General features: G+C 61.5%; 18 protein-coding genes and 1 other annotated feature. Of the genes, 11 read left to right on the top strand and 7 right to left on the bottom strand.

Going from position 1 to position 17810, the window contains the following annotated elements; translation table 11 throughout:
- Positions 1-4: 4 nt before the first annotated feature.
- From HAT86_RS10290 to HAT86_RS10300, 3 genes are all read left to right on the top strand, one after another.
- Positions 5-961: an OmpA family protein gene (locus HAT86_RS10290; RefSeq protein ID WP_408015018.1), complete on the top strand. Its 957-nt coding sequence runs from the start codon at positions 5-7 to the stop codon at positions 959-961.
- 94 nt (positions 962-1055) lie between these two features.
- Positions 1056-1113, top strand: a sequence feature (sul1 is cis-regulatory element that is thought to sense ions involved in sulfur or methionine metabolism; They are found in Alphaproteobacteria).
- Positions 1114-1186: 73 nt separating this feature from the next.
- Positions 1187-2677, top strand: coding sequence for a SulP family inorganic anion transporter (locus HAT86_RS10295; protein WP_167196877.1), 1491 nt, complete (start codon positions 1187-1189; stop codon positions 2675-2677).
- Between the two features lie 14 nt (positions 2678-2691).
- On the top strand, positions 2692-3549 hold the full coding sequence (locus tag HAT86_RS10300) for a universal stress protein (protein ID WP_167196879.1): 858 nt from the start codon (positions 2692-2694) through the stop codon (positions 3547-3549).
- A 51-nt stretch (positions 3550-3600) separates the two neighbouring features.
- Here the strand turns inward: HAT86_RS10300 and HAT86_RS10305 are convergent, their stop codons facing one another.
- Genes HAT86_RS10305 through fsa form a run of 4 tightly spaced genes read right to left on the bottom strand, consistent with a single transcriptional unit; the run spans position 3601 to position 6644 of the window.
- A complete protein-coding gene (locus HAT86_RS10305; protein ID WP_167196882.1) occupies positions 3601-4299 on the bottom strand; it encodes a CDP-alcohol phosphatidyltransferase family protein in 699 nt (232 codons plus the stop codon).
- Positions 4300-4329: 30 nt separating this feature from the next.
- A complete protein-coding gene (locus HAT86_RS10310) occupies positions 4330-5247 on the bottom strand; it encodes a tyrosine recombinase XerC (protein ID WP_167196885.1) in 918 nt (305 codons plus the stop codon).
- Complete coding sequence (locus HAT86_RS10315) at positions 5244-5951, bottom strand: DUF484 family protein (protein ID WP_167196887.1); 708 nt, start codon at positions 5949-5951, stop codon at positions 5244-5246. Before HAT86_RS10315 ends, HAT86_RS10310 begins: the two co-directional genes overlap by 4 nt.
- A gap of 39 nt (positions 5952-5990) precedes the next feature.
- Entirely contained in the window at positions 5991-6644 is a 654-nt protein-coding gene (fsa, locus tag HAT86_RS10320) for a fructose-6-phosphate aldolase (RefSeq protein WP_167196889.1), read from the bottom strand.
- Positions 6645-6736: 92 nt separating this feature from the next.
- On the opposite strand from fsa, the gene HAT86_RS10325 reads away from it, so the two are divergent.
- Positions 6737-8938, top strand: a complete 2202-nt coding sequence (locus HAT86_RS10325) for a primosomal protein N' (protein WP_331272533.1) — start codon at positions 6737-6739, stop codon at positions 8936-8938.
- Positions 8939-8946: 8 nt separating this feature from the next.
- Here the strand turns inward: HAT86_RS10325 and HAT86_RS10330 are convergent, their stop codons facing one another.
- On the bottom strand, positions 8947-10008 hold the full coding sequence (locus tag HAT86_RS10330; RefSeq protein ID WP_167196891.1) for a YeeE/YedE family protein: 1062 nt from the start codon (positions 10006-10008) through the stop codon (positions 8947-8949).
- Between the two features lie 185 nt (positions 10009-10193).
- On the opposite strand from HAT86_RS10330, the gene HAT86_RS10335 reads away from it, so the two are divergent.
- The 3 genes from HAT86_RS10335 to HAT86_RS10345 all read left to right on the top strand — a co-directional run bounded on the left by HAT86_RS10335 (position 10194) and on the right by HAT86_RS10345 (position 12780).
- Entirely contained in the window at positions 10194-11426 is a 1233-nt protein-coding gene (locus tag HAT86_RS10335) for an MFS transporter (RefSeq protein ID WP_167196893.1), read from the top strand.
- A gap of 23 nt (positions 11427-11449) precedes the next feature.
- On the top strand, positions 11450-12325 hold the full coding sequence (locus HAT86_RS10340) for a 50S ribosomal protein L11 methyltransferase (RefSeq protein ID WP_167196895.1): 876 nt from the start codon (positions 11450-11452) through the stop codon (positions 12323-12325).
- 110 nt (positions 12326-12435) lie between these two features.
- A complete protein-coding gene (locus tag HAT86_RS10345) occupies positions 12436-12780 on the top strand; it encodes a hypothetical protein (RefSeq protein ID WP_167196898.1) in 345 nt (114 codons plus the stop codon).
- A gap of 102 nt (positions 12781-12882) precedes the next feature.
- Here the strand turns inward: HAT86_RS10345 and HAT86_RS10350 are convergent, their stop codons facing one another.
- Positions 12883-13074, bottom strand: a complete 192-nt coding sequence (locus HAT86_RS10350) for a DUF1127 domain-containing protein (protein ID WP_167196901.1) — start codon at positions 13072-13074, stop codon at positions 12883-12885.
- Between the two features lie 226 nt (positions 13075-13300).
- On the opposite strand from HAT86_RS10350, the gene ruvC reads away from it, so the two are divergent.
- The 4 genes from ruvC to HAT86_RS10370 all read left to right on the top strand — a co-directional run bounded on the left by ruvC (position 13301) and on the right by HAT86_RS10370 (position 16289).
- A complete protein-coding gene (gene ruvC, locus HAT86_RS10355) occupies positions 13301-13798 on the top strand; it encodes a crossover junction endodeoxyribonuclease RuvC (protein ID WP_167196904.1) in 498 nt (165 codons plus the stop codon).
- A complete protein-coding gene (gene ruvA, locus HAT86_RS10360; protein WP_167196908.1) occupies positions 13795-14472 on the top strand; it encodes a Holliday junction branch migration protein RuvA in 678 nt (225 codons plus the stop codon). Before ruvC ends, ruvA begins: the two co-directional genes overlap by 4 nt.
- Before the next feature lie 3 nt (positions 14473-14475).
- On the top strand, positions 14476-15504 hold the full coding sequence (ruvB, locus tag HAT86_RS10365) for a Holliday junction branch migration DNA helicase RuvB (RefSeq protein ID WP_167196911.1): 1029 nt from the start codon (positions 14476-14478) through the stop codon (positions 15502-15504).
- Positions 15505-15692: 188 nt separating this feature from the next.
- On the top strand, positions 15693-16289 hold the full coding sequence (locus HAT86_RS10370) for an NYN domain-containing protein (protein WP_167196915.1): 597 nt from the start codon (positions 15693-15695) through the stop codon (positions 16287-16289).
- 38 nt (positions 16290-16327) lie between these two features.
- Here the strand turns inward: HAT86_RS10370 and HAT86_RS10375 are convergent, their stop codons facing one another.
- Complete coding sequence (locus HAT86_RS10375; RefSeq protein ID WP_167196918.1) at positions 16328-17716, bottom strand: bifunctional enoyl-CoA hydratase/phosphate acetyltransferase; 1389 nt, start codon at positions 17714-17716, stop codon at positions 16328-16330.
- Positions 17717-17810: the final 94 nt, after the last annotated feature.

Consider the following 17810-nt stretch of genomic DNA (forward strand, 5'->3'; position numbering starts at 1 on the left):
CTTGGTGTTGGCCCGGCTTGTCCTGATCGTTTGCCTTGCTACGCTGGCCCCTGTGGCGGCCCGCGCGCTTGATCTGTCGATTCCGGGCAGCGCCGAGATGACCCGCGAAATCACCGAGGATATCGGAACCTACCGCCTGCCGGTCGGCCCGTTTGCCGACGGGGCCTTGCGCAGCCTGCGCGTCGAGGGGCGGATCATCCAACAGGCTTGGCGTACAGAAGCGCAGGAACTGACCACAGCGCAGCTGTTCAACCCGCTGCGCGATCAGTTGGTTGCGCAGGGCTTCCACCTCTTGTTCGAATGCGCCGCGCGCGCCTGTGGCGGGTTTGATTTTCGCTTCAACACCCGCGTCATGGCCGCGCCCGACATGTTTGTTGATTTGTTCGACTATCGCTTTTTGTCGGCCCGTAAGGCCACGCAAAACGGCACGGCGGATTATGTATCGGTCTTGGTGTCGCGCGCGGGCAGCACGGGCTATGTGCAAATCCTGCAGGTGGGGGGCACCGCCGCCGACGGGTCCGTGACGTCGGATAATGGTAACACCGCTGCACGCCCCTCCTTACCAGTCGCCCCGACCGAATTGGATGCATTCGCAACGCGTCTGACCCGTGATGGCCACATCGCTCTTTCTGATCTGGATTTCAAAACCGGGGCGTCTGAATTGTCTCAGGCCGATTACGCCTCGCTTGACGCGTTGGCCCGCTTTTTGCGGGCCGATTCGTCGCGTCGTATCGCTTTGGTCGGGCACACCGATTCGGTCGGTGGGCTGGACAACAACATCGCCCTGTCAAAGCGCCGCGCGGCGGCTGTGCTGGAGCGGCTGGCCACCCGTTACGACGTGTCCCGCGCCCAGATGGACGCCCAAGGCATCGGCTATCTGGCCCCTGTCGTCTCAAACTTATCGGCTGCGGGTCGCGAGGCCAACCGCCGGGTCGAGGCGGTGCTTCTCAACGTCGAATAAGCTGCAGCGCGGCATTTGTGACACGTCGGTTCATGCCCCGTGACACCAAGCGGTTGCGCTTTGCGCGCGCGCTTGTATGTTGCGCCGCAGCGAACATGGAGCCGGGGGCGATCCCCGGCTGGCTCTTCCGGCCGCCGATCCGCCGGATAACCTGACACACAGCGCGCCACCGCGCCATGCCACAGACCGCCCCACCGGGGACGGCCATAGGAAACGCTTTTCACCATGATGTCTTTGTATGCCTACCGCCGCGATTGGACCTCCAACATTCGCGGTGACCTTCTTTCGGGTCTTGTTGTTGCCCTTGCCCTGATCCCCGAAGCGATTGCCTTTTCCATCATCGCGGGCGTTGATCCCAAGGTTGGGCTTTATGCCAGCTTTTCGATTGCCGTGATCACAGCCATCACTGGCGGGCGGCCCGGTATGATCTCGGCGGCCACGGCCGCCACCGCCGTTCTGATGATCACGTTGGTCAAGGATCACGGGCTGGAATACCTGCTGGCCGCCACGGTTCTGGCGGGGCTTTTGCAAATCGGCGCGGGCTTCCTGCGGCTGGGATATGTCATGCGGTTTGTCTCGAAATCGGTGATGACCGGCTTTGTTAACGCGCTGGCCATCCTGATTTTCATGGCGCAGCTGCCCGAGCTTGACCCGTCAAAGGTGCCGCCGCTGACCTTTGCTTTGGTCGCGGGCGGGCTGGCGATCATCTACCTGTTTCCCCGGATCACCACCGCGATCCCGTCGCCTTTGGTGACGATCATCGTGCTGACCGGGCTGGTCGTGGTCATGGGCTGGGATGTGCGCACCGTGGGTGACATGGGCGATCTGCCCGACACCCTGCCGGTGTTCCTGATCCCCGATATACCGCTGACCTTTGAAACCCTGCAAATCATCTTGCCCTATTCCATTGCCGTGGCCGTGGTGGGCCTGTTGGAAAGCCTGATGACCCAACAAATCGTTGATGACCTGACCGACACCACCAGCGACCGCAACCAAGAATGCATTGGGCAGGGCCTTGCCAACACCGCGACCGGCTTTATCGGCGGCATGGCGGGCTGCGCGATGATCGGCCAGTCGATCATCAACGTGAAATCCGGCGGGCGTGGGCGGCTGTCCAGCTTTACCGCCGGGGTCTTTTTGCTGATCATGGTGGTTGGCCTTGGCGATATCGTGGGCATCATCCCCATGGCCGCGCTGGTGGCGATCATGATCATGGTCTCGATCGGCACGTTTTCTTGGTCGTCGATTAAAAACCTGCGCGATCATCCGCGCTCGTCCTCGATCGTGATGCTGGCAACGGTGTTTTTCGTGATTTACACCCACAACCTTGCCATTGGTGTTTTGGTGGGCGTGCTGCTGTCGGGCATCTTCTTTGCATGGAAAATCGCCCAACTGTTCCGCGTCCGGTCCGAGATCACGCCAGACGGCACGCACCGCACCTATCACGTCGAAGGGCAGCTTTTCTTTGCCTCGTCCGAGGATTTCATGAAAGCCTTCGATTTCAAGGAAGCGCCGGACAAGGTGACGCTTGATCTGAGCCGCGCGCATATCTGGGATATTTCCTCGGTTGCGGCGGTGGACATGGCCGTGCTCAAATTCCGCCGCGAAGGGGCCGAGGTGGAGTTGATCGGAATGAACGAAGCCTCGGAAACCATCGTTGATCAGCTTGCCGTTCATGACAAGCCGGGCGCGATGGATAAATTGATGGGCCACTAAAGGAGCGCCGGATAATGACAACCAATACACTGATCGCCCTTGTTGACGGGTCCGCCTATTCGGAAAGTGTCTGCCACCATGCAGCGTGGATTGCGGGCAAAGTGGGCTGGAAGGTCAAACTGTATCACGTGATGGGCCGTCGCGATGCCACTGACAAGCAAGACCTGTCAGGCGCGATCCGCCTTGGTGCGCGTACCCGTCTGTTGGAACAACTGTCCGAACTGGACGCCGAGCGCGCCAAGCTGGCCCATGAACATGGCCGCGCCATTCTGGAAGATGCGCAGGCGATCATTCAGGCCGATGGCGACATCGTCGTTGAAACCCGTTTGCGTCAGGGCGATCTGGTCGAAACCGTCACCGCCAAGGAAGACAACGGCGACATGATCGTGATCGGCAAACGTGGCGAAGCGGCTGGCCTTGCATCCGAGCATCTGGGCTCGAACCTTGAACGGATCGTGCGCGCCAGCCACAAGCCGGTTTTCGTTGCCAACCGTGCCTTCAAGACGCCCGAAAAGGTTCTGGTGGCTTTCGATGGTGGGGCCTCGGCGCTGAAGGCGGTGGATTACATGGCCCGCAGCCCACTGTTTGCGGGCCTGCATGTGACGTTGGTGTTTGCCGGCACAGAAACCGACGCCACGCGCAAGGCGCTGGACGATGCTGCCTCCACGCTGAACGCGGGCGGTTATACGGTTGAAACCCTGATGCGCAGCGGCGAGCCGGAAAAGGTGTTGTCGGCCCTGACCCAAGATCAGGGCTATGATCTGTTGGTGATGGGGGCCTATGGGCACAGCCGGGTTCGGTCGCTTCTGATCGGCTCGACCACGACCGAGATGATCCGCTCGTGCAAAGTGCCCGTGGTGTTGATGCGCTAAGCGCACAGGGGGCCGTCACAGGCGGCCCCGATACCCTTGGGCGCGCAAGCCTCAACGCGCTGCGCGCTGCGGGATCAGTTGTTGGGCGATGCCCGCGAACAACAGGTAGACACTGGTGATCACCAGCCCCCAATGCGCCCAGCTTTCGGGGTGGAAATCCACCCACGCGGCCCATCCGGCAAAGAATGTCCAGCCAAACGCCATCGGCAAGGAAATCACCCGCCAGCGTTTGGTGCGCACCGGGTGAATGAACTTGAGCGGCAGGAACATCGCCACCGCCACCAGCACCACCAGCACCAGTATGATCCATGTCGATGGCTTGACCGCGAACAGAACCAGCACCAGCATGTTCCAGCATCCGGGAAAGCCTGCGAATGATTTATCTTTGGTTTTCATGCCTGTATCGGCAAAATACAACGCGCTGGCATAGGTGATTACGATAATCGCCACCCATCCTGTCCATCCCGGCAGCAGATCGGAGCGAAACAATGCAAAGGCGGGAATGAACACATAAGTCAGGTAGTCGATGATCAGATCCAGCAGAACCCCGTCAAAGCGTGGCGCGTTCTTCCACACCAGATACCGGCGCGCCAATGGCCCGTCGATGCCATCGACGGCAAAGGCCACCACCAGCCATAGGAACATCAAGTCCCATTTTTCGTCGACAGCGGCCAGCATCGCCAGCATGGCGAACACCGCGCCTGTCGCTGTCAGCCAGTGAACCAATAAGGCTTTGAATTTAGTTTCCATTTCAACCTCTTATCGACGCAATGCACAGGCTTATCGGCCTTTGGGGTGGGTGTTGCGGTAGATTTCCATCAGGCGTGCGGTGTCAACGGCGGTATAAGCCTGCGTCGTCGACAGCGAGGCATGGCCTAACAGTTCTTGAATGGCGCGCAAGTCGCCACCCGCGTTCAATAGATGTGTGGCAAAGCTGTGCCGCATCGCATGTGGTGTGGCGCTGGCAGGTAGGCCCAGTTGCGCGCGCGCGGCCTGTGTGACCTTTTGCACCGCCCGTGGGCTAAGAACCCCGCCACGCACCCCGCGAAACAAGGGGCTATTGCCCGATAGGTCATGCGGGCACAAATCCACATAGCGCGCGACCGCCTGCCGGGCCGGTGCGATGACCGGCACAATACGTTCTTTGCCGCCCTTGCCGGTGATGCGCAGGACATCGCCCATCGGCAGCACATCCGCCGTCAGGCCAAGCGCCTCGGATATCCGCAGACCGCAGCCATACAGCAGCGTCACCACCGCCTGATCGCGTGCCGCGACCCATGGGGTTTCGCTTTGCATGTCGAGGGTATCAATCAAATTTTGCGCCGCATCCGGGGCCAAGGGGCGCGGCAGTTTGCGCTGAAATTTCGGCGCACGCGCCGATAAAACGGCGGTCGCGTCAAAGCCTTCGCGCTCGGACAGCCAGCGGTAGAAACTTTTCACGGCTGACAATTTCCGCGCCAGCGACCGCGCGCCGACATCCTCGCCGCGGGTAAAGGCCATCCACGCCCGCATGTCGCTGACACCGACGCGTGCCAATGCGGCGATGCCTTGCGCCTCGGCGTTGTGCTGCGTGATGAACGCCAAAAATCCGGCCACGTCGCGGCCATAGGCCTCTAGCGTGTTGTCAGACGCGCCTTTCAGCGCTTTCTGTGCGTCCAGCCACCCCTGCAACGCATCGCGGGCGGCAGGGCTGATCATGACAGCCAGCGGCGCATGGCCCGTTCGAAGACACCCGCAAAGAAGGCAAGCAAATCGGTGCCTTGCTGCGGCGAAAACTGGTGCGGGTCTTCGGCGCCCATGGCCAGCATACCGGGCAGGCGACCGGCGCCGAAATCCAAAAGCAGGCAGGCCTCCGAGCGGATGAACTCGGCCTGTTGGCCGTAAATCCGCGCGTCACCTTCGTGGATTTGCCGCAAGGTCACCTGCCGTGGCGCGGCGTTGCGCCCGTCTGCCAGATACTCGGCGATAAAGCCCGGTTCGGCCACCGACAACACGTCCCCCAACGTTTTGATCGTCGGATCGGCCTTGTCCTGCACGGATTCCAGCACCAGTTTCATGCTGTCCACGCGCAGGGTTTGTGCCACGTCTGTTCCAAGGTCGCGCAGGAAGTGCTCAAACTCGACCGGGTCCAGCATCCGCAAAATCGCGCGATGCACCTGATTGGTGCCTGCAAGATTTTCATAGGCGGCGGCGATCACCGAGCGGTGAGTGTCTTCCAGACGGTCCAGCCGCGCCTCAAGCCGCTCCATGGCAACACCGCGCAAATCCACGATGTTGCCGCCCATGGCGCGCTCGTTCGCGGCGATCAGCGCGCGCATAAGATCCTGATCTTCCAAAATAACATCAGGTTGCGAGATGATCTTCTCGCGCAGGGACTCGTCCATGTCGGGCTTGCTGCTCATCACCGGCCTCGGTCTTGTTTTCAGACTTTATAGCATGGGTTACAGAATTTTCTGCCCGGTTTTTTCCCAATCCTTCATGAACGTCTCAAGCCCTTTGTCGGTCAAAGGGTGGTTGGCCATCTGCTTGATCACGGCCGGCGGAGCCGTCATCACATCCGATCCGATCTGGGCCGCCTGAAACGCGTGGTTCACGGTGCGAACCGACGCCGTCAGGATTTCCGTGTCAAACGCGTAGTTGTCATAGATCTGGCGGATATCGGCGATCAGTTCCATCCCGTCCAGATTGATGTCATCCAGACGCCCGACAAAGGGGCTGACGAACGTGGCGCCGGCCTTGGCCGCCAAAAGCGCCTGATTGGCCGAGAAACACAACGTCACGTTCACCATGTTGCCTTCGTCCGACAAGACCTTGCAGGCCTTCAGGCCATCCCATGTCAGCGGCACCTTGACGGCGATGTTTTCGGCGATCTTGGCCAGCTTGCGGCCCTCTTCGATCATCGCGTCGGCCTCAAGCGCGACAACCTCGGCGCTGACCGGGCCATCGACCATCTCGGCGATTTCGCGGGTCACTTCCAGAATGTCGCGGCCTGATTTCAAAATCAGCGACGGGTTGGTGGTAACGCCATCCACCATGCCCAGTTCGTTCAACTCGGCAATGGCCTCGACGTCGGCGGTATCAACAAAGAATTTCATAATGGCGGTCCCTTGATGCGGGTTGGGGTTTTTCATCCCCGGCTTTACCTCATAGACTGAGCTGCCGAAACCCCTGACATGGAGCAATCCAAGTGCCGCCACCCGCCAAGGACTTTTTCGTCGAAGACGAGCTTGTAGGCGTGATGACCACGCAACCGCTGGATCGGCTGCTGGATTACCGCGCGCCCGAAGGTGGCTGCCATAGTGGTGCGTTTGTCGAGGTGCCGCTTGGCCCGCGAAAGGTGATCGGCGTGGTCTGGGGGCCGGGGCGCGGCGATTTCGACCGCTCGAAAATCCGGCAGGTGATCCGGGTGCTGGATGTCGCGCCGATGCGTGCCGAGATGCAAGATTTTTTGCAGCGCGCCGCCGATTACACGCTGACGCCGATGCCGGCAATGCTGCGGCTGGCCACCCGCGCGCCGGGGCTGACAAATCCGCCCTCGATGCAGAAAATCTATCGTCTGGGGCAGGGCGCGCCCGATCGGATGACCGATGCGCGCCGCCGCGTGCTGGAGGTTTTGGAAGAGTTCGGTGGGCTGGCTTTCACGCTAAAGGAACTGGCCGAACAGGCCGGTGTGACCGCGTCGGTTATCAAGGGGCTGGTCAAGCATGGCGCGGTGGTGGAAGAGGACTGCCCGCGCGATCTGCCCTATTCGCCGCTTGCCCCCGACCGCCCCGGAAAGGCGCTGACCGAAGATCAGGCCACCGCCGCCGAGAGCCTGAGGTCTGGCATTTGCGGTGGTGGCTATGGCACCACTTTGCTGCGCGGTGTCACCGGATCGGGCAAGACCGAAGTGTATCTTGAGGCCGTGGCCAACACCCTGCGCCAGCGGCGACAGGCGCTGGTCCTGTTGCCCGAAATCGCGCTGACTTCGGAATTTCTGACACGGATCGAGGCGCGGTTTGGTGCCCGCCCCGCCGAATGGCATTCGGGCGTGACGATGACCGAACGCCGCCGCGCGTGGAAAATGGTGGGGCAGGGCGGGTGCCAAGTGGTCGTCGGCGCACGCTCGGCCCTGTTCTTGCCGTTTCAGAACCTTGGCCTGATCGTCGTGGATGAAGAACACGACACGTCTTACAAGCAAGAGGACGGGGTGCTTTATAACGCGCGCGATATGGCTGTGTTGCGCGCCAGCATCTGCGGCGCGCAGGTGGTGCTGGCCTCGGCCACGCCATCGCTGGAAAGCTGGGCCAATGCGCAGGCGGGCAAATACACCCGGCTAGACCTGACCGCGCGCTTTGGTGCGGCGGTGATGCCCGAAATGCGCGCCATCGACATGCGCGCCGAAACCCTGCCCGCCAGCCGCTGGATATCGCCCAGCCTTCAATCAGCGGTGAATGCCCGGATCGACAAGGGCGAACAGGCCCTGTTGTTCATCAATCGCCGCGGCTATGCCCCTGTCACGCTGTGTCGCGCCTGCGGGCATCAGATCGGCTGTGATCACTGCGACGCGCGCATGGTCGAACACCGCTTTCAGAAACGTCTTGTCTGTCACCAATGCGGCGAGACGAAACCGATCCCCTCGGTCTGCCCCTCTTGTCAGGCCGAAGATCGCCTTGCTGCTGTTGGCCCCGGTGTCGAACGCCTGACCGAAGAGGCGCAGGCGCTTTTTCCGCAGGCGAAAATCGCCACGCTCAGTTCCGATCTGTTCGGCTCGGCCCGTGCTTTGAAAGAGCAGATCGCCCAGATTGCCGAGGGCGACACCGATCTTGTCATCGGCACGCAGCTTGTGGCCAAGGGGCACAATTTTCACCGCCTGACGCTGGTGGGCGTGATCGACGCCGATCTGGGGCTTCAGGGCTCGGACCTACGCGCGGCGGAACGCACTTTTCAATTGATGCGGCAGGTGGCGGGCCGCGCCGGGCGCAGCGATAAACCCGGCACCGCTTTGTTGCAGACGTTTCAGCCCGAACACCCGGTGATCCGGGCGATCCTGTCGGGCGACGAAGAAGGCTTTTGGCGGGCCGAAGCGGATGAACGGCGGCAGGCCGGTGTGCCGCCGTTTGGGCGCATGGCAGGCATCATCCTGTCGTCGCCCGACGCGCAGGAGGTGTTTGATTTCGCCACCGAACTGGCCCGCCGCGATGCGCCTGTTCGTGCGGTCGGGGCGCAGGTGTTCGGCCCCGCGCCTGCGCCGATTGCGCGGGTTCGCGGGCGGCACCGCGTGCGCCTTTTGGTCAAGGCGCCCAAAGGCGTGGCGCTGCAAGGGGCGGTGGCGCAATGGGTGGGCCAGTTGAAACCGCCCGCCAACCTGCGCCTTGCCGTGGATATCGACCCGCAAAGTTTTTATTGAACGCCCGATCAGGCCGGTTGGCGCACGCCGCGCTGATCGACAAGGACATCGGTGACCATTGCCCCGATCCACATGCACAAGAGGGCCAGCCAAGCTGTGCCTGCAAACACCGACCCGCCGGTCACGCCGTTGCCGATGGCGCAGCCGCCTGCCAACATCCCGCCGAACCCCATAAAGGCCGCCCCGGTCAGGGCGCGGCGCATGTTGGCCTCATCTTCAAAGCCCTGAAATTTGAACTCACCAGCCAGCCACGAGGCCAGAAACGAGCCTAAAAACACGCCCGGCACCAGACCGATGTCGAATTCCAGAATGGCCGTATTATCAAGGAAGAACATCAGCGTGCTGGCCGATGGGCCGGTGAAGGTGGCACTTTCCACCGGGACCGGATCAAACGCCACCTGCGACAGCGCGTAGGTCGACACCCAGCCAACCGCAACGGCAAAGCCCACACCCGAGGCAAAGATCAAGCGCCAGACGCCGATCTTGTTGCGTGCCGCCACGACCAGCGCCAGAACGGCTGTGGCCAAGCCAAGCATCAGCCCGAACAAGTCCGGCAGGCCAAGCGTAGCCAGCAAATCCATGTTTTGCCCGCCCGAGGTGATCCACATGCCCGCGAGCGTGTCGCGCGTCGGTGCCAGCCAGCCTGACAGGCTCATTTGCGCAACAACCGCAAAGACAAGCCCGGACACGACCGAACGCAGGTTGCCCGTCGCCGCCAGCACCAGCAACCGGCCCGAACAGCCCCGCGCCAGCACCATGCCCACGCCAAACAGCAACCCGCCGATGACCGCCCCCGACCAACTGCCGGGCACCGCCATGATGCGGGCATCCTCGGCCCGGAACAGGCCCAGATATTGCGCGCCCTGCACCCAGACCAAGGCGGTGGAAAAGGTCAGCAGCCAAACCGCGACCTTGTCGCCCATCTGGCCGCGGGCAAATTCCACCGTGGCCGCGCGCAGACAAAACCGCGAGCGTTGCGCCGCGATTCCGAAAATCACGCCGGTCAGCAATCCTAACAGCGCCGCGGCCGGGGCCTCGCCGATGCGTTCCACAAGTGTCAGAATATCCATGTCGCGCGTCCTTTGATATCTGGGCACGTAGTATTGCATGCGGAGTTTTGAATGTCTTTGATCCAGATCAGGCCAAACATGTGTCCGCGCAAATGGCTGTCACAATCCGGGGTGCGCGCCATTTTTGCCACCAAATACGATCTATACCTCTTACCAACCCTGTTTGATCGGCGTAAACCAGCGCAATGAGCACTCCTGTCCCCTTGGCCGAGGCGCGGCATTTGCCGCTGTGGCGACGCCCTGTCACCCTGCTGTTCCTGATGGCTGCGGCCATGCCGGTGGCGTTTGCCACATGGTCCGCGCTGCTGAATAATTTCGTGATCGAGGCCGCAGCGTTTGACGGCTCTGACATCGGTTGGTTGCATACGGTGCGCGAGGTTCCGGGCTTTCTGGCGGTTGGGGTGATCGCGATTATCATTTTCATGCGCGAACAGGTGTTGGGGTTGGTCTCGCTTGTGCTGTTGGGGGTGGCCACGGCGCTGACGGCGCAGTTTCCATCACTGGGCGGCATCCTGACGATTACCATGCTCAGTTCCATCGGCTTTCACTACTTCGAGACGGTCAACCAATCGCTACAACTGCAATGGATCGACAAGCTGCGCGCGCCACAGGTGCTGGGCTGGCTGATCGCCGCAGGATCAGGCGCGACGCTGGTGGCCTATGTTCTGATCGTCATGACGTGGGAGGCGTACGATCTGAGCTACAACACCGTCTACCTGCTGTCAGGCGGTTTTACGGCGCTGGTCGCGCTGTTTTGCATGTTCGCCTATCCCCAGTTCGAGGCCCCGAACCCACAGGTCAAGCGTATGGTGCTGCGCCGCCGCTATTGGCTGTATTACGCGCTGCAATTCATGGCGGGCGCGCGGCGGCAGATCTTTGTGGTGTTTGCAGGCTTCATGATGGTCGAAAAATTCGGCTTTGCCGTGCACGAGGTTACGGCGCTGTTCTTGATCAATCTTGTGGCCAACATGATTTGTGCGCCGTTGATGGGCCGCGCTGTGCATCGCTATGGTGAACGCGCGACGCTGCTGTTTGAATATGCCGGTCTGGCGCTGGTGTTTCTGGCCTATGGCGGGATTTATATGTTCGGTTGGGGCGTGGTGCTGGCGGCGGTGCTTTATGTGGTCGATCACCTGCTTTTTGCCCTTGCGCTGGCGCTGAAAACCTATTTTCAGAAAATCGCCGATCCGGGCGATATTGCACCGACGGCTGCGGTTGCCTTTACAATCAATCATATCGCGGCGGTGTTCCTTCCGGCGCTTCTGGGTTACCTGTGGTTGGTCTCGCCGTCAGCGGTGTTTGTGTTGGCGGCTGCAATGGCGTGTATATCGTTTCTTCTGGCGCTGTTGATCCCGCGCCACCCCGAACCGGGCTACGAAACCCGATTGGGCCGGGCCATTCCCACCCCGGCCGAGTGATCCCAACAACAAGGACCGCATCAATGCCGACCTTTACCGCCCTGACCACCCTGACCGTCAAAGACAACGCCGAAGCCCTTGCCGCCGATCTGGAAACGCTTCAGCCCGAGCCAACCGGGGTTGGCATTTTCGAAATGGAGGACGGCTCGGGCCTGTGGGAGGTAGGTGGATATTTCGACGAAGCCCCCGATCAGGCCGGGCTGGCCCTTTTGGCAACATTGCACGGGGCGAAACCCTTTGCCGTTTCCGAGCTGCCCGAAACCGATTGGGTCGCCAAGGTGCGGCGTGAACTGGTCCCGGTCGCGGCGGGACGCTTTTTCGTTTACGGTAGCCACGATGCCGACAAGGTGCCAGACGGGGCCGAGCCGCTGTTGATCGAGGCGGCGATGGCCTTTGGCACCGGGCATCACGGCACCACGCAAGGCTGCCTGCGTGCGTTGGACCGTTTGATTGCCGACGGGTTCGTCGCGCGGTCGGTGATTGACGTGGGCTGTGGCACTGCCGTTCTGGCGATGGCGGCGGCGCGCACATGGCAGGGCAGCGCCATTCTGGCCAGCGACATTGACGAGGTTGCGGTGGATGTGGCCCGCGCCAATGTGGCCGCCAATGGGCTGGAGGGGCGCGTGACCTGCTTTGAGGCCACGGGCCTTGACCATCCCACAACCATGGCGGCGGCACCGTTCGATTTGATCTTTGCCAATATCCTCAAAGGGCCGTTGATTGACCTGTGTCCCGAGGTGACCGCCCGGTTGGCGCCGGGTGGCATGGTGATTCTTTCTGGTGTGCTGAACGAACAAGCCGACGACGTAATCGAGGTTTATACGCAAGCCGGAAACAATCTCGTTTACCGCGAAGAGATTGGTGACTGGACGACGACAACGATGCGCCGAAACCTCTGAAATAAAACGAAAATTAAGGGAAATTTGTGGCGCTTGCCTAAGTTTTGCCACAATTTCGGCTTACAACTTCCTTTAATTTGGTCGCCACGCGAACAGACTGGGAAATCATCATGACTGACACACTTGATACATTCGATCAGCGCCTCAAGCGTATCACGAAATCGCGGTCGCGCATGCGTGACGGGTATGTTGGTCAGGTCTCAAAGGACGGGTTGATTGTCTTTCGGCCCAAACGCCGCCGCTTGGCCTTTTCGCCGCGCGGATTTGCGTTGGTTCTGCTGGGCTTTGTTGGCTTCAAGGCGCTGATCATGGCGCATCTGGGCCTGAATACCTATCAGGATCGCATTACCGCGCTGCAACAGGGAAGCATGGTTGAACAAGCCGGAGCGTTTGTCATGCAGCCCGATCCGGTGACGGTCAAAGCAGCATCATACCTGCGTCCCTATCTTAAATAATATCGCGTTTACCCATGTCTCTCGGGTTCAAAAGCCCTGCGCCACGGTCCCGGCGCAGGGCTTTTACATTCACAGGTCGCAGCGGCGGTGAGTGCCGTGCGGTCAGATGATACGCGAGACGTGACGCAGGTCACCTCGGCTTAGGCCGATATCTTCCAACTCGCGGTCGGTTAGTTGCGACAGGGCCGCACGGGTGCGGCGGATGTCATTCCATGCGCGGACAGTTTCAATCATCTGCGCGAAAGCATTGCGAAGGCCGCCAAGATGCGGCCGGGATGTGACGATAGCAGCCATAACAATTTTCCTTCTACGGCTTGGAATTTGGGAAGACGTTGTCTGACGCTCAGGTAGGCGGGGCGCGCGTTTGCCACAAGCTATCGTTTCCGCATAGTCCCTATGCAAACCGCGCATGACGTAAGCGGCGGGGCAGACCCCTTGCTTTTGCGTATTGCGCTTGGTCTTTGTTCCCGTTTCGTGCTAATGCTGATCCAAAGCAAAACCAAACGGTAAGGCGGGGCAGATGCGGGTAATCGGGATTGATCCGGGGTTGCGAAACCTTGGCTGGGGCGTGATCGACGTGGAGGGCAGCCGCCTGAGCCACGTGGCCAACGGGATTTGTCATTCCGACACCGGCGAATTGGGCGCGCGGCTGTTGTCGCTGCACGAACAGCTGACAGCGATTTTCCAACGCTTCGCACCGCAAGCGGCTGCGGTTGAAAAAACCTTTGTCAACAAGGATGGGGCGGGAACGCTGAAGCTGGGGCAGGCGCGGGGCATCGCTATGTTGGTGCCGGCTCAGTTTGGTTTGGCCGTGGGCGAATACGCGCCGAATTCGGTCAAGAAAACAGTGGTTGGCGTCGGTCACGCCGCCAAAGAACAGATCGCCCACATGGTGCGGGTGCAACTGCCGGGCGTTGACCTGGCAGGCCCCGATGCCGCTGATGCGCTGGCGATTGCGATCTGCCATGCCCATCATGCCCGTATGCCCGCGACGCTGGCCCAAAGGGTGCGCGCATGATCGGGCGTTTGGCAGGCCGCATTGATTACCGCGCAGCCGATCACGTTTTGCTGGATGTGCGCGGTGTGGGCTATCTGGTCTATTGCTCGGACAGAACGTTGAGGGCCCTGCCGGGGGTGGGCGAACATGTGGCGCTTTATACCGATCTGGTGGTGCGCGAGGATTTGCTGCAACTTTTCGGGTTTACCACCTTGCTGGAAAAGGAATGGCACCGCCTGTTGCTGAGTGTGCAGGGCGTGGGGGCCAAGGCGTCACTGGCCATTCTTGGCGCTTTGGGCCCCGAGGGTGTGGGCCGCGCGATTGCGCTGGGCGATTGGAACGCCGTCAAGGCCGCCAAGGGTATCGGCCCTAAAACTGCGCAGCGCGTGGTCAACGAATTGAAAGACAAAGTGCCCGAGGTCATGGCCATGGGTGTCACCGCCGTAGCGGCCACAGCGCCCGCGCAAGACGAAGACGATGTGATCGAGCGGGCGACGCCGCCTGCGCAAACCCCGGCGGCCACACCGGCCCCCCGGTCGGATGCACAGGCCGAGGCGCTATCGGCGCTGACCAATCTGGGCTATACGCCGGGCGACGCCGCAAGCGCCGTGGCGCAGGCCGCCAGCGATGATGGACAGGCCGACACTCCGGCCCTGATCCGCGCGGCGCTGCGGCTTTTGGCCCCCAAAGGATAAGCCATGGATCAGCCCGACCCGACATTGCGCCCCGATCCGCTGCCCGAAGATGCTGACCGCGCCTTGCGCCCTCAGATGCTGGACGATTTTATCGGTCAGGCCGAGGCGCGCGCCAACCTCAAGGTGTTTATCCAATCCGCCCGTCAACGCGGCGAGGCGATGGACCACACCCTGTTTCACGGCCCGCCCGGTTTGGGCAAGACAACGCTGGCGCAGATCATGTCCCGCGAATTGGGGGTTGGGTTTCGCATGACCTCAGGGCCGGTTCTGGCCAAGGCAGGCGATCTGGCGGCGATCCTGACCAACCTTGAACGCAATGATGTGTTGTTCATCGACGAAATTCACCGCCTGAACCCGGTTGTCGAAGAGGTGCTGTATCCCGCGCTTGAGGATTTCGAACTGGATCTGGTGATTGGCGAAGGCCCCGCCGCGCGCACCGTGCGGATCGAATTGCAGCCCTTCACCCTTGTCGGCGCGACCACCCGGCTGGGCCTGTTGACCACGCCCCTGCGTGACCGGTTCGGTATTCCCACCCGGCTGCAATTCTACACCGAGGATGAGTTGCATCAGATCGTCACCCGCAATGCCATCAAGATGAAAGCGCCCGCCGAGGCCGACGGCGCGCGCGAAATTGCCCGCCGGTCGCGCGGCACCCCGCGGATTGCCGGTCGTCTGTTGCGCCGTGTGGTTGATTTCGCCGTCGTCGAAGGTGACGGGCGGATCACCCGTGATCTGGCCGATAATGCGCTGACCCGTCTGGGCGTGGACAATATCGGGCTGGACGGGGCCGACCGGCGCTATCTGCGCCTGATCGCAGAAGCGTATCAAGGCGGTCCGGTGGGCATTGAAACCATCAGTGCCGCTTTGTCGGAATCCCGCGATGCGCTGGAAGAAGTGATTGAACCTTTCCTTCTGCAACAAGGCCTGATCCAACGCACCCCGCGCGGCCGGATGCTGGCGCAACGTGGCTGGCACCATCTGGGCCTTGCCCCGCCGCCAGCCAAAGGTCAGTCAGACTTGTTTGGTAAGTGATCGAAACCGTGCCTGCTCATGTGCCGATTTTGCAGGCCAAACCGTTTTGTCATTCTGGGCCTGCCGTGCAGACGGCGGCAAGTCTGTCATTGCTCGGCCTTTACTTGCTTTGCGGGCCGCTCGCAAAAGCATTCAAAGGGGCTAGAGTGGATCTTCCATAACGAGAAAAAAAGACATAAATGCACCCCATGATTGTTCCTTTGCTTCTTTTGGTCCTGTCTTGCGCGGCCATTGCGGTGGGCCTTGTCCTGCCGGATGCGCAGGATATCGTGCTGATCGCTGGGCCGTCCGCATTGGCCGCTTTGATCTTGCTGCTCAAGGCCCTGTTTGCGCCGCGCTCCAAGGCCATCCGCCCAAGCCAAGACGCGCCCGAGACTTGGGTGATCCTCGACTGTTCGAACGTCATGCATTGGAAGGATGAAACCCCGCGCGTTGAAACCCTGCACGAGGTGCTGACCGAGGTGAAGCGCCGCGGCCTGACCCCCGGCGTGGTTTTCGACGCCAATGCCGGATACCTTTTGGCGGGCCGGTTTCTGAATGATCGTGACTTCGGCCACATCCTCGATCTGCCGCGTGACAGGGTCATGGTTGTGTCCAAGGGCCATCCCGCCGATCCTACCATTTTGACCGCCGCGCGCGATTTAAAGGCGCGGATCGTCTCAAACGACAGGTTTCGCGATTGGGCCGATGATCACCCCGAACTGCGCCAGCCCGGTTTGCTTATTCGCGGGCAATATCGCGGTGACCGCCTGATCCTTGATATGGACGCGCCTGCAACGGTCTGACTCTGCGCGATATGTCCAAGGGCCCGCGTTGCCTCTTGTTACGGCGCGCCATGCGCCCCCGCCGCGTGATGCAGCGCCGCCACCGCACATGAGGCCAGCCGCGACGCCGCGCTGTCGGATCGTGAATTCAAGATCACCGGCACCCGCGCGCCCAACACCAGACCGGCGCCCTCGGCGTGGCTCATGAAGGCCAGTTGCTTGGCCAGCATATTGCCCGCGTCCAGCCCCGGCACCACAAGGATATTGGCGCGCCCGGCCACGCCGCCGGTTAGCCCCTTGGTGGTGGCCGCTGCCAGATCAACTGCGTTGTCCATCGCCAGCGGCCCGTCCACCAAACCGCCGGTGATCTGGCCCCGGTCGGCCATCTTTGACAGCGCGGCGGCATCCAGTGACGACGGGATCGCGGGGTTTACCGTTTCCACCGCCGACAGGACGCCGACGCGCGGTTCGATCTCCAAGGATTGCGCAAGGTCGATGGCGTTTTGCACGATATCCACCTTGGTTGGCAGATCGGGTGTGATGTTGATGGCCGCATCGGTCACCATGATCGGATAGGGCTGGCCCGGCACATCCATCACAAACACATGTGTAAACCGTCGCCCGATCCGCAAGCCGTTGATCTTGTCCAGCATCGGCCCCAGCAGATCGTCGGTGTGCAAATGTCCTTTCATCACCGCGGCCGCGCGCCCCTCATGCACCAGCTGGCACGCCATGGCGGCGGCCAGCTTGTCACCGCCGGGCACGTCGACCAGTTCGATCCCGGAAATATCCGCGCCGGCCTCGGTGGCCGCGGCCCGAATACCATGGGCGCGGCCCACAAGGATCGGCGTGATCAGATGCTCTTTCGCGGCCAGCAGTGCCCCGGCCAAGGAATTTGGATCATCCGGCGCGACCACCGCCGTGGGCAGGGCAGGCAGGGCATGGGCGCGGTCCAGCAAGGCGTCGAAATGGCGGTGCCGCTGCACCACCAGCCCGGGCATTTCGACATCGTCGCGGTCAAACCGCTTGGTGGGCGCCAGCACCTCGGCCGAGCCCGACACGATCAACGCGCCATCGCTGACGCGCCGCACCTCGGTGGATAGGCGCACTGCGTGATCGCTCATCTTGTCCAGCACCTCGACCTTGCAGCGCAGGTCGTCGCCCGCATGGGCGCGGTCGTGAAAATCCAGCGTTTGCCGGCGATACAGCGTGCCCGGCCCCGGCAGTCGCATGCCCAACACCGTGGCAATCAGCGATCCCACGAACATGCCCGGCGCCACGCTTTCGGCGGTTCCGTCGCCGTCGCCATCCTCGGCGGGCAGGTGCATCGGGTTGTAATTGCCCGACGCAGCGGCAAAGGCATACAGATCATCCAGTGTGATCAGCCGGTCCAGTTCCGCCGTATCGCCGGGCTGAAGTTCATCAAAGGTCCGGTTTATCAGTTTCATCGTGTGGATCCTTTCTGTGCCGTGGCGCTTGGCCCGTCTTTGACATTCCTTGTAACACCTTCAGACGACAGAATGCACAGCGATGTAACAGCCC

This window comes from Roseovarius gahaiensis (genome assembly GCF_011601345.1).
Classification (GTDB): domain Bacteria; phylum Pseudomonadota; class Alphaproteobacteria; order Rhodobacterales; family Rhodobacteraceae; genus Roseovarius; species Roseovarius gahaiensis.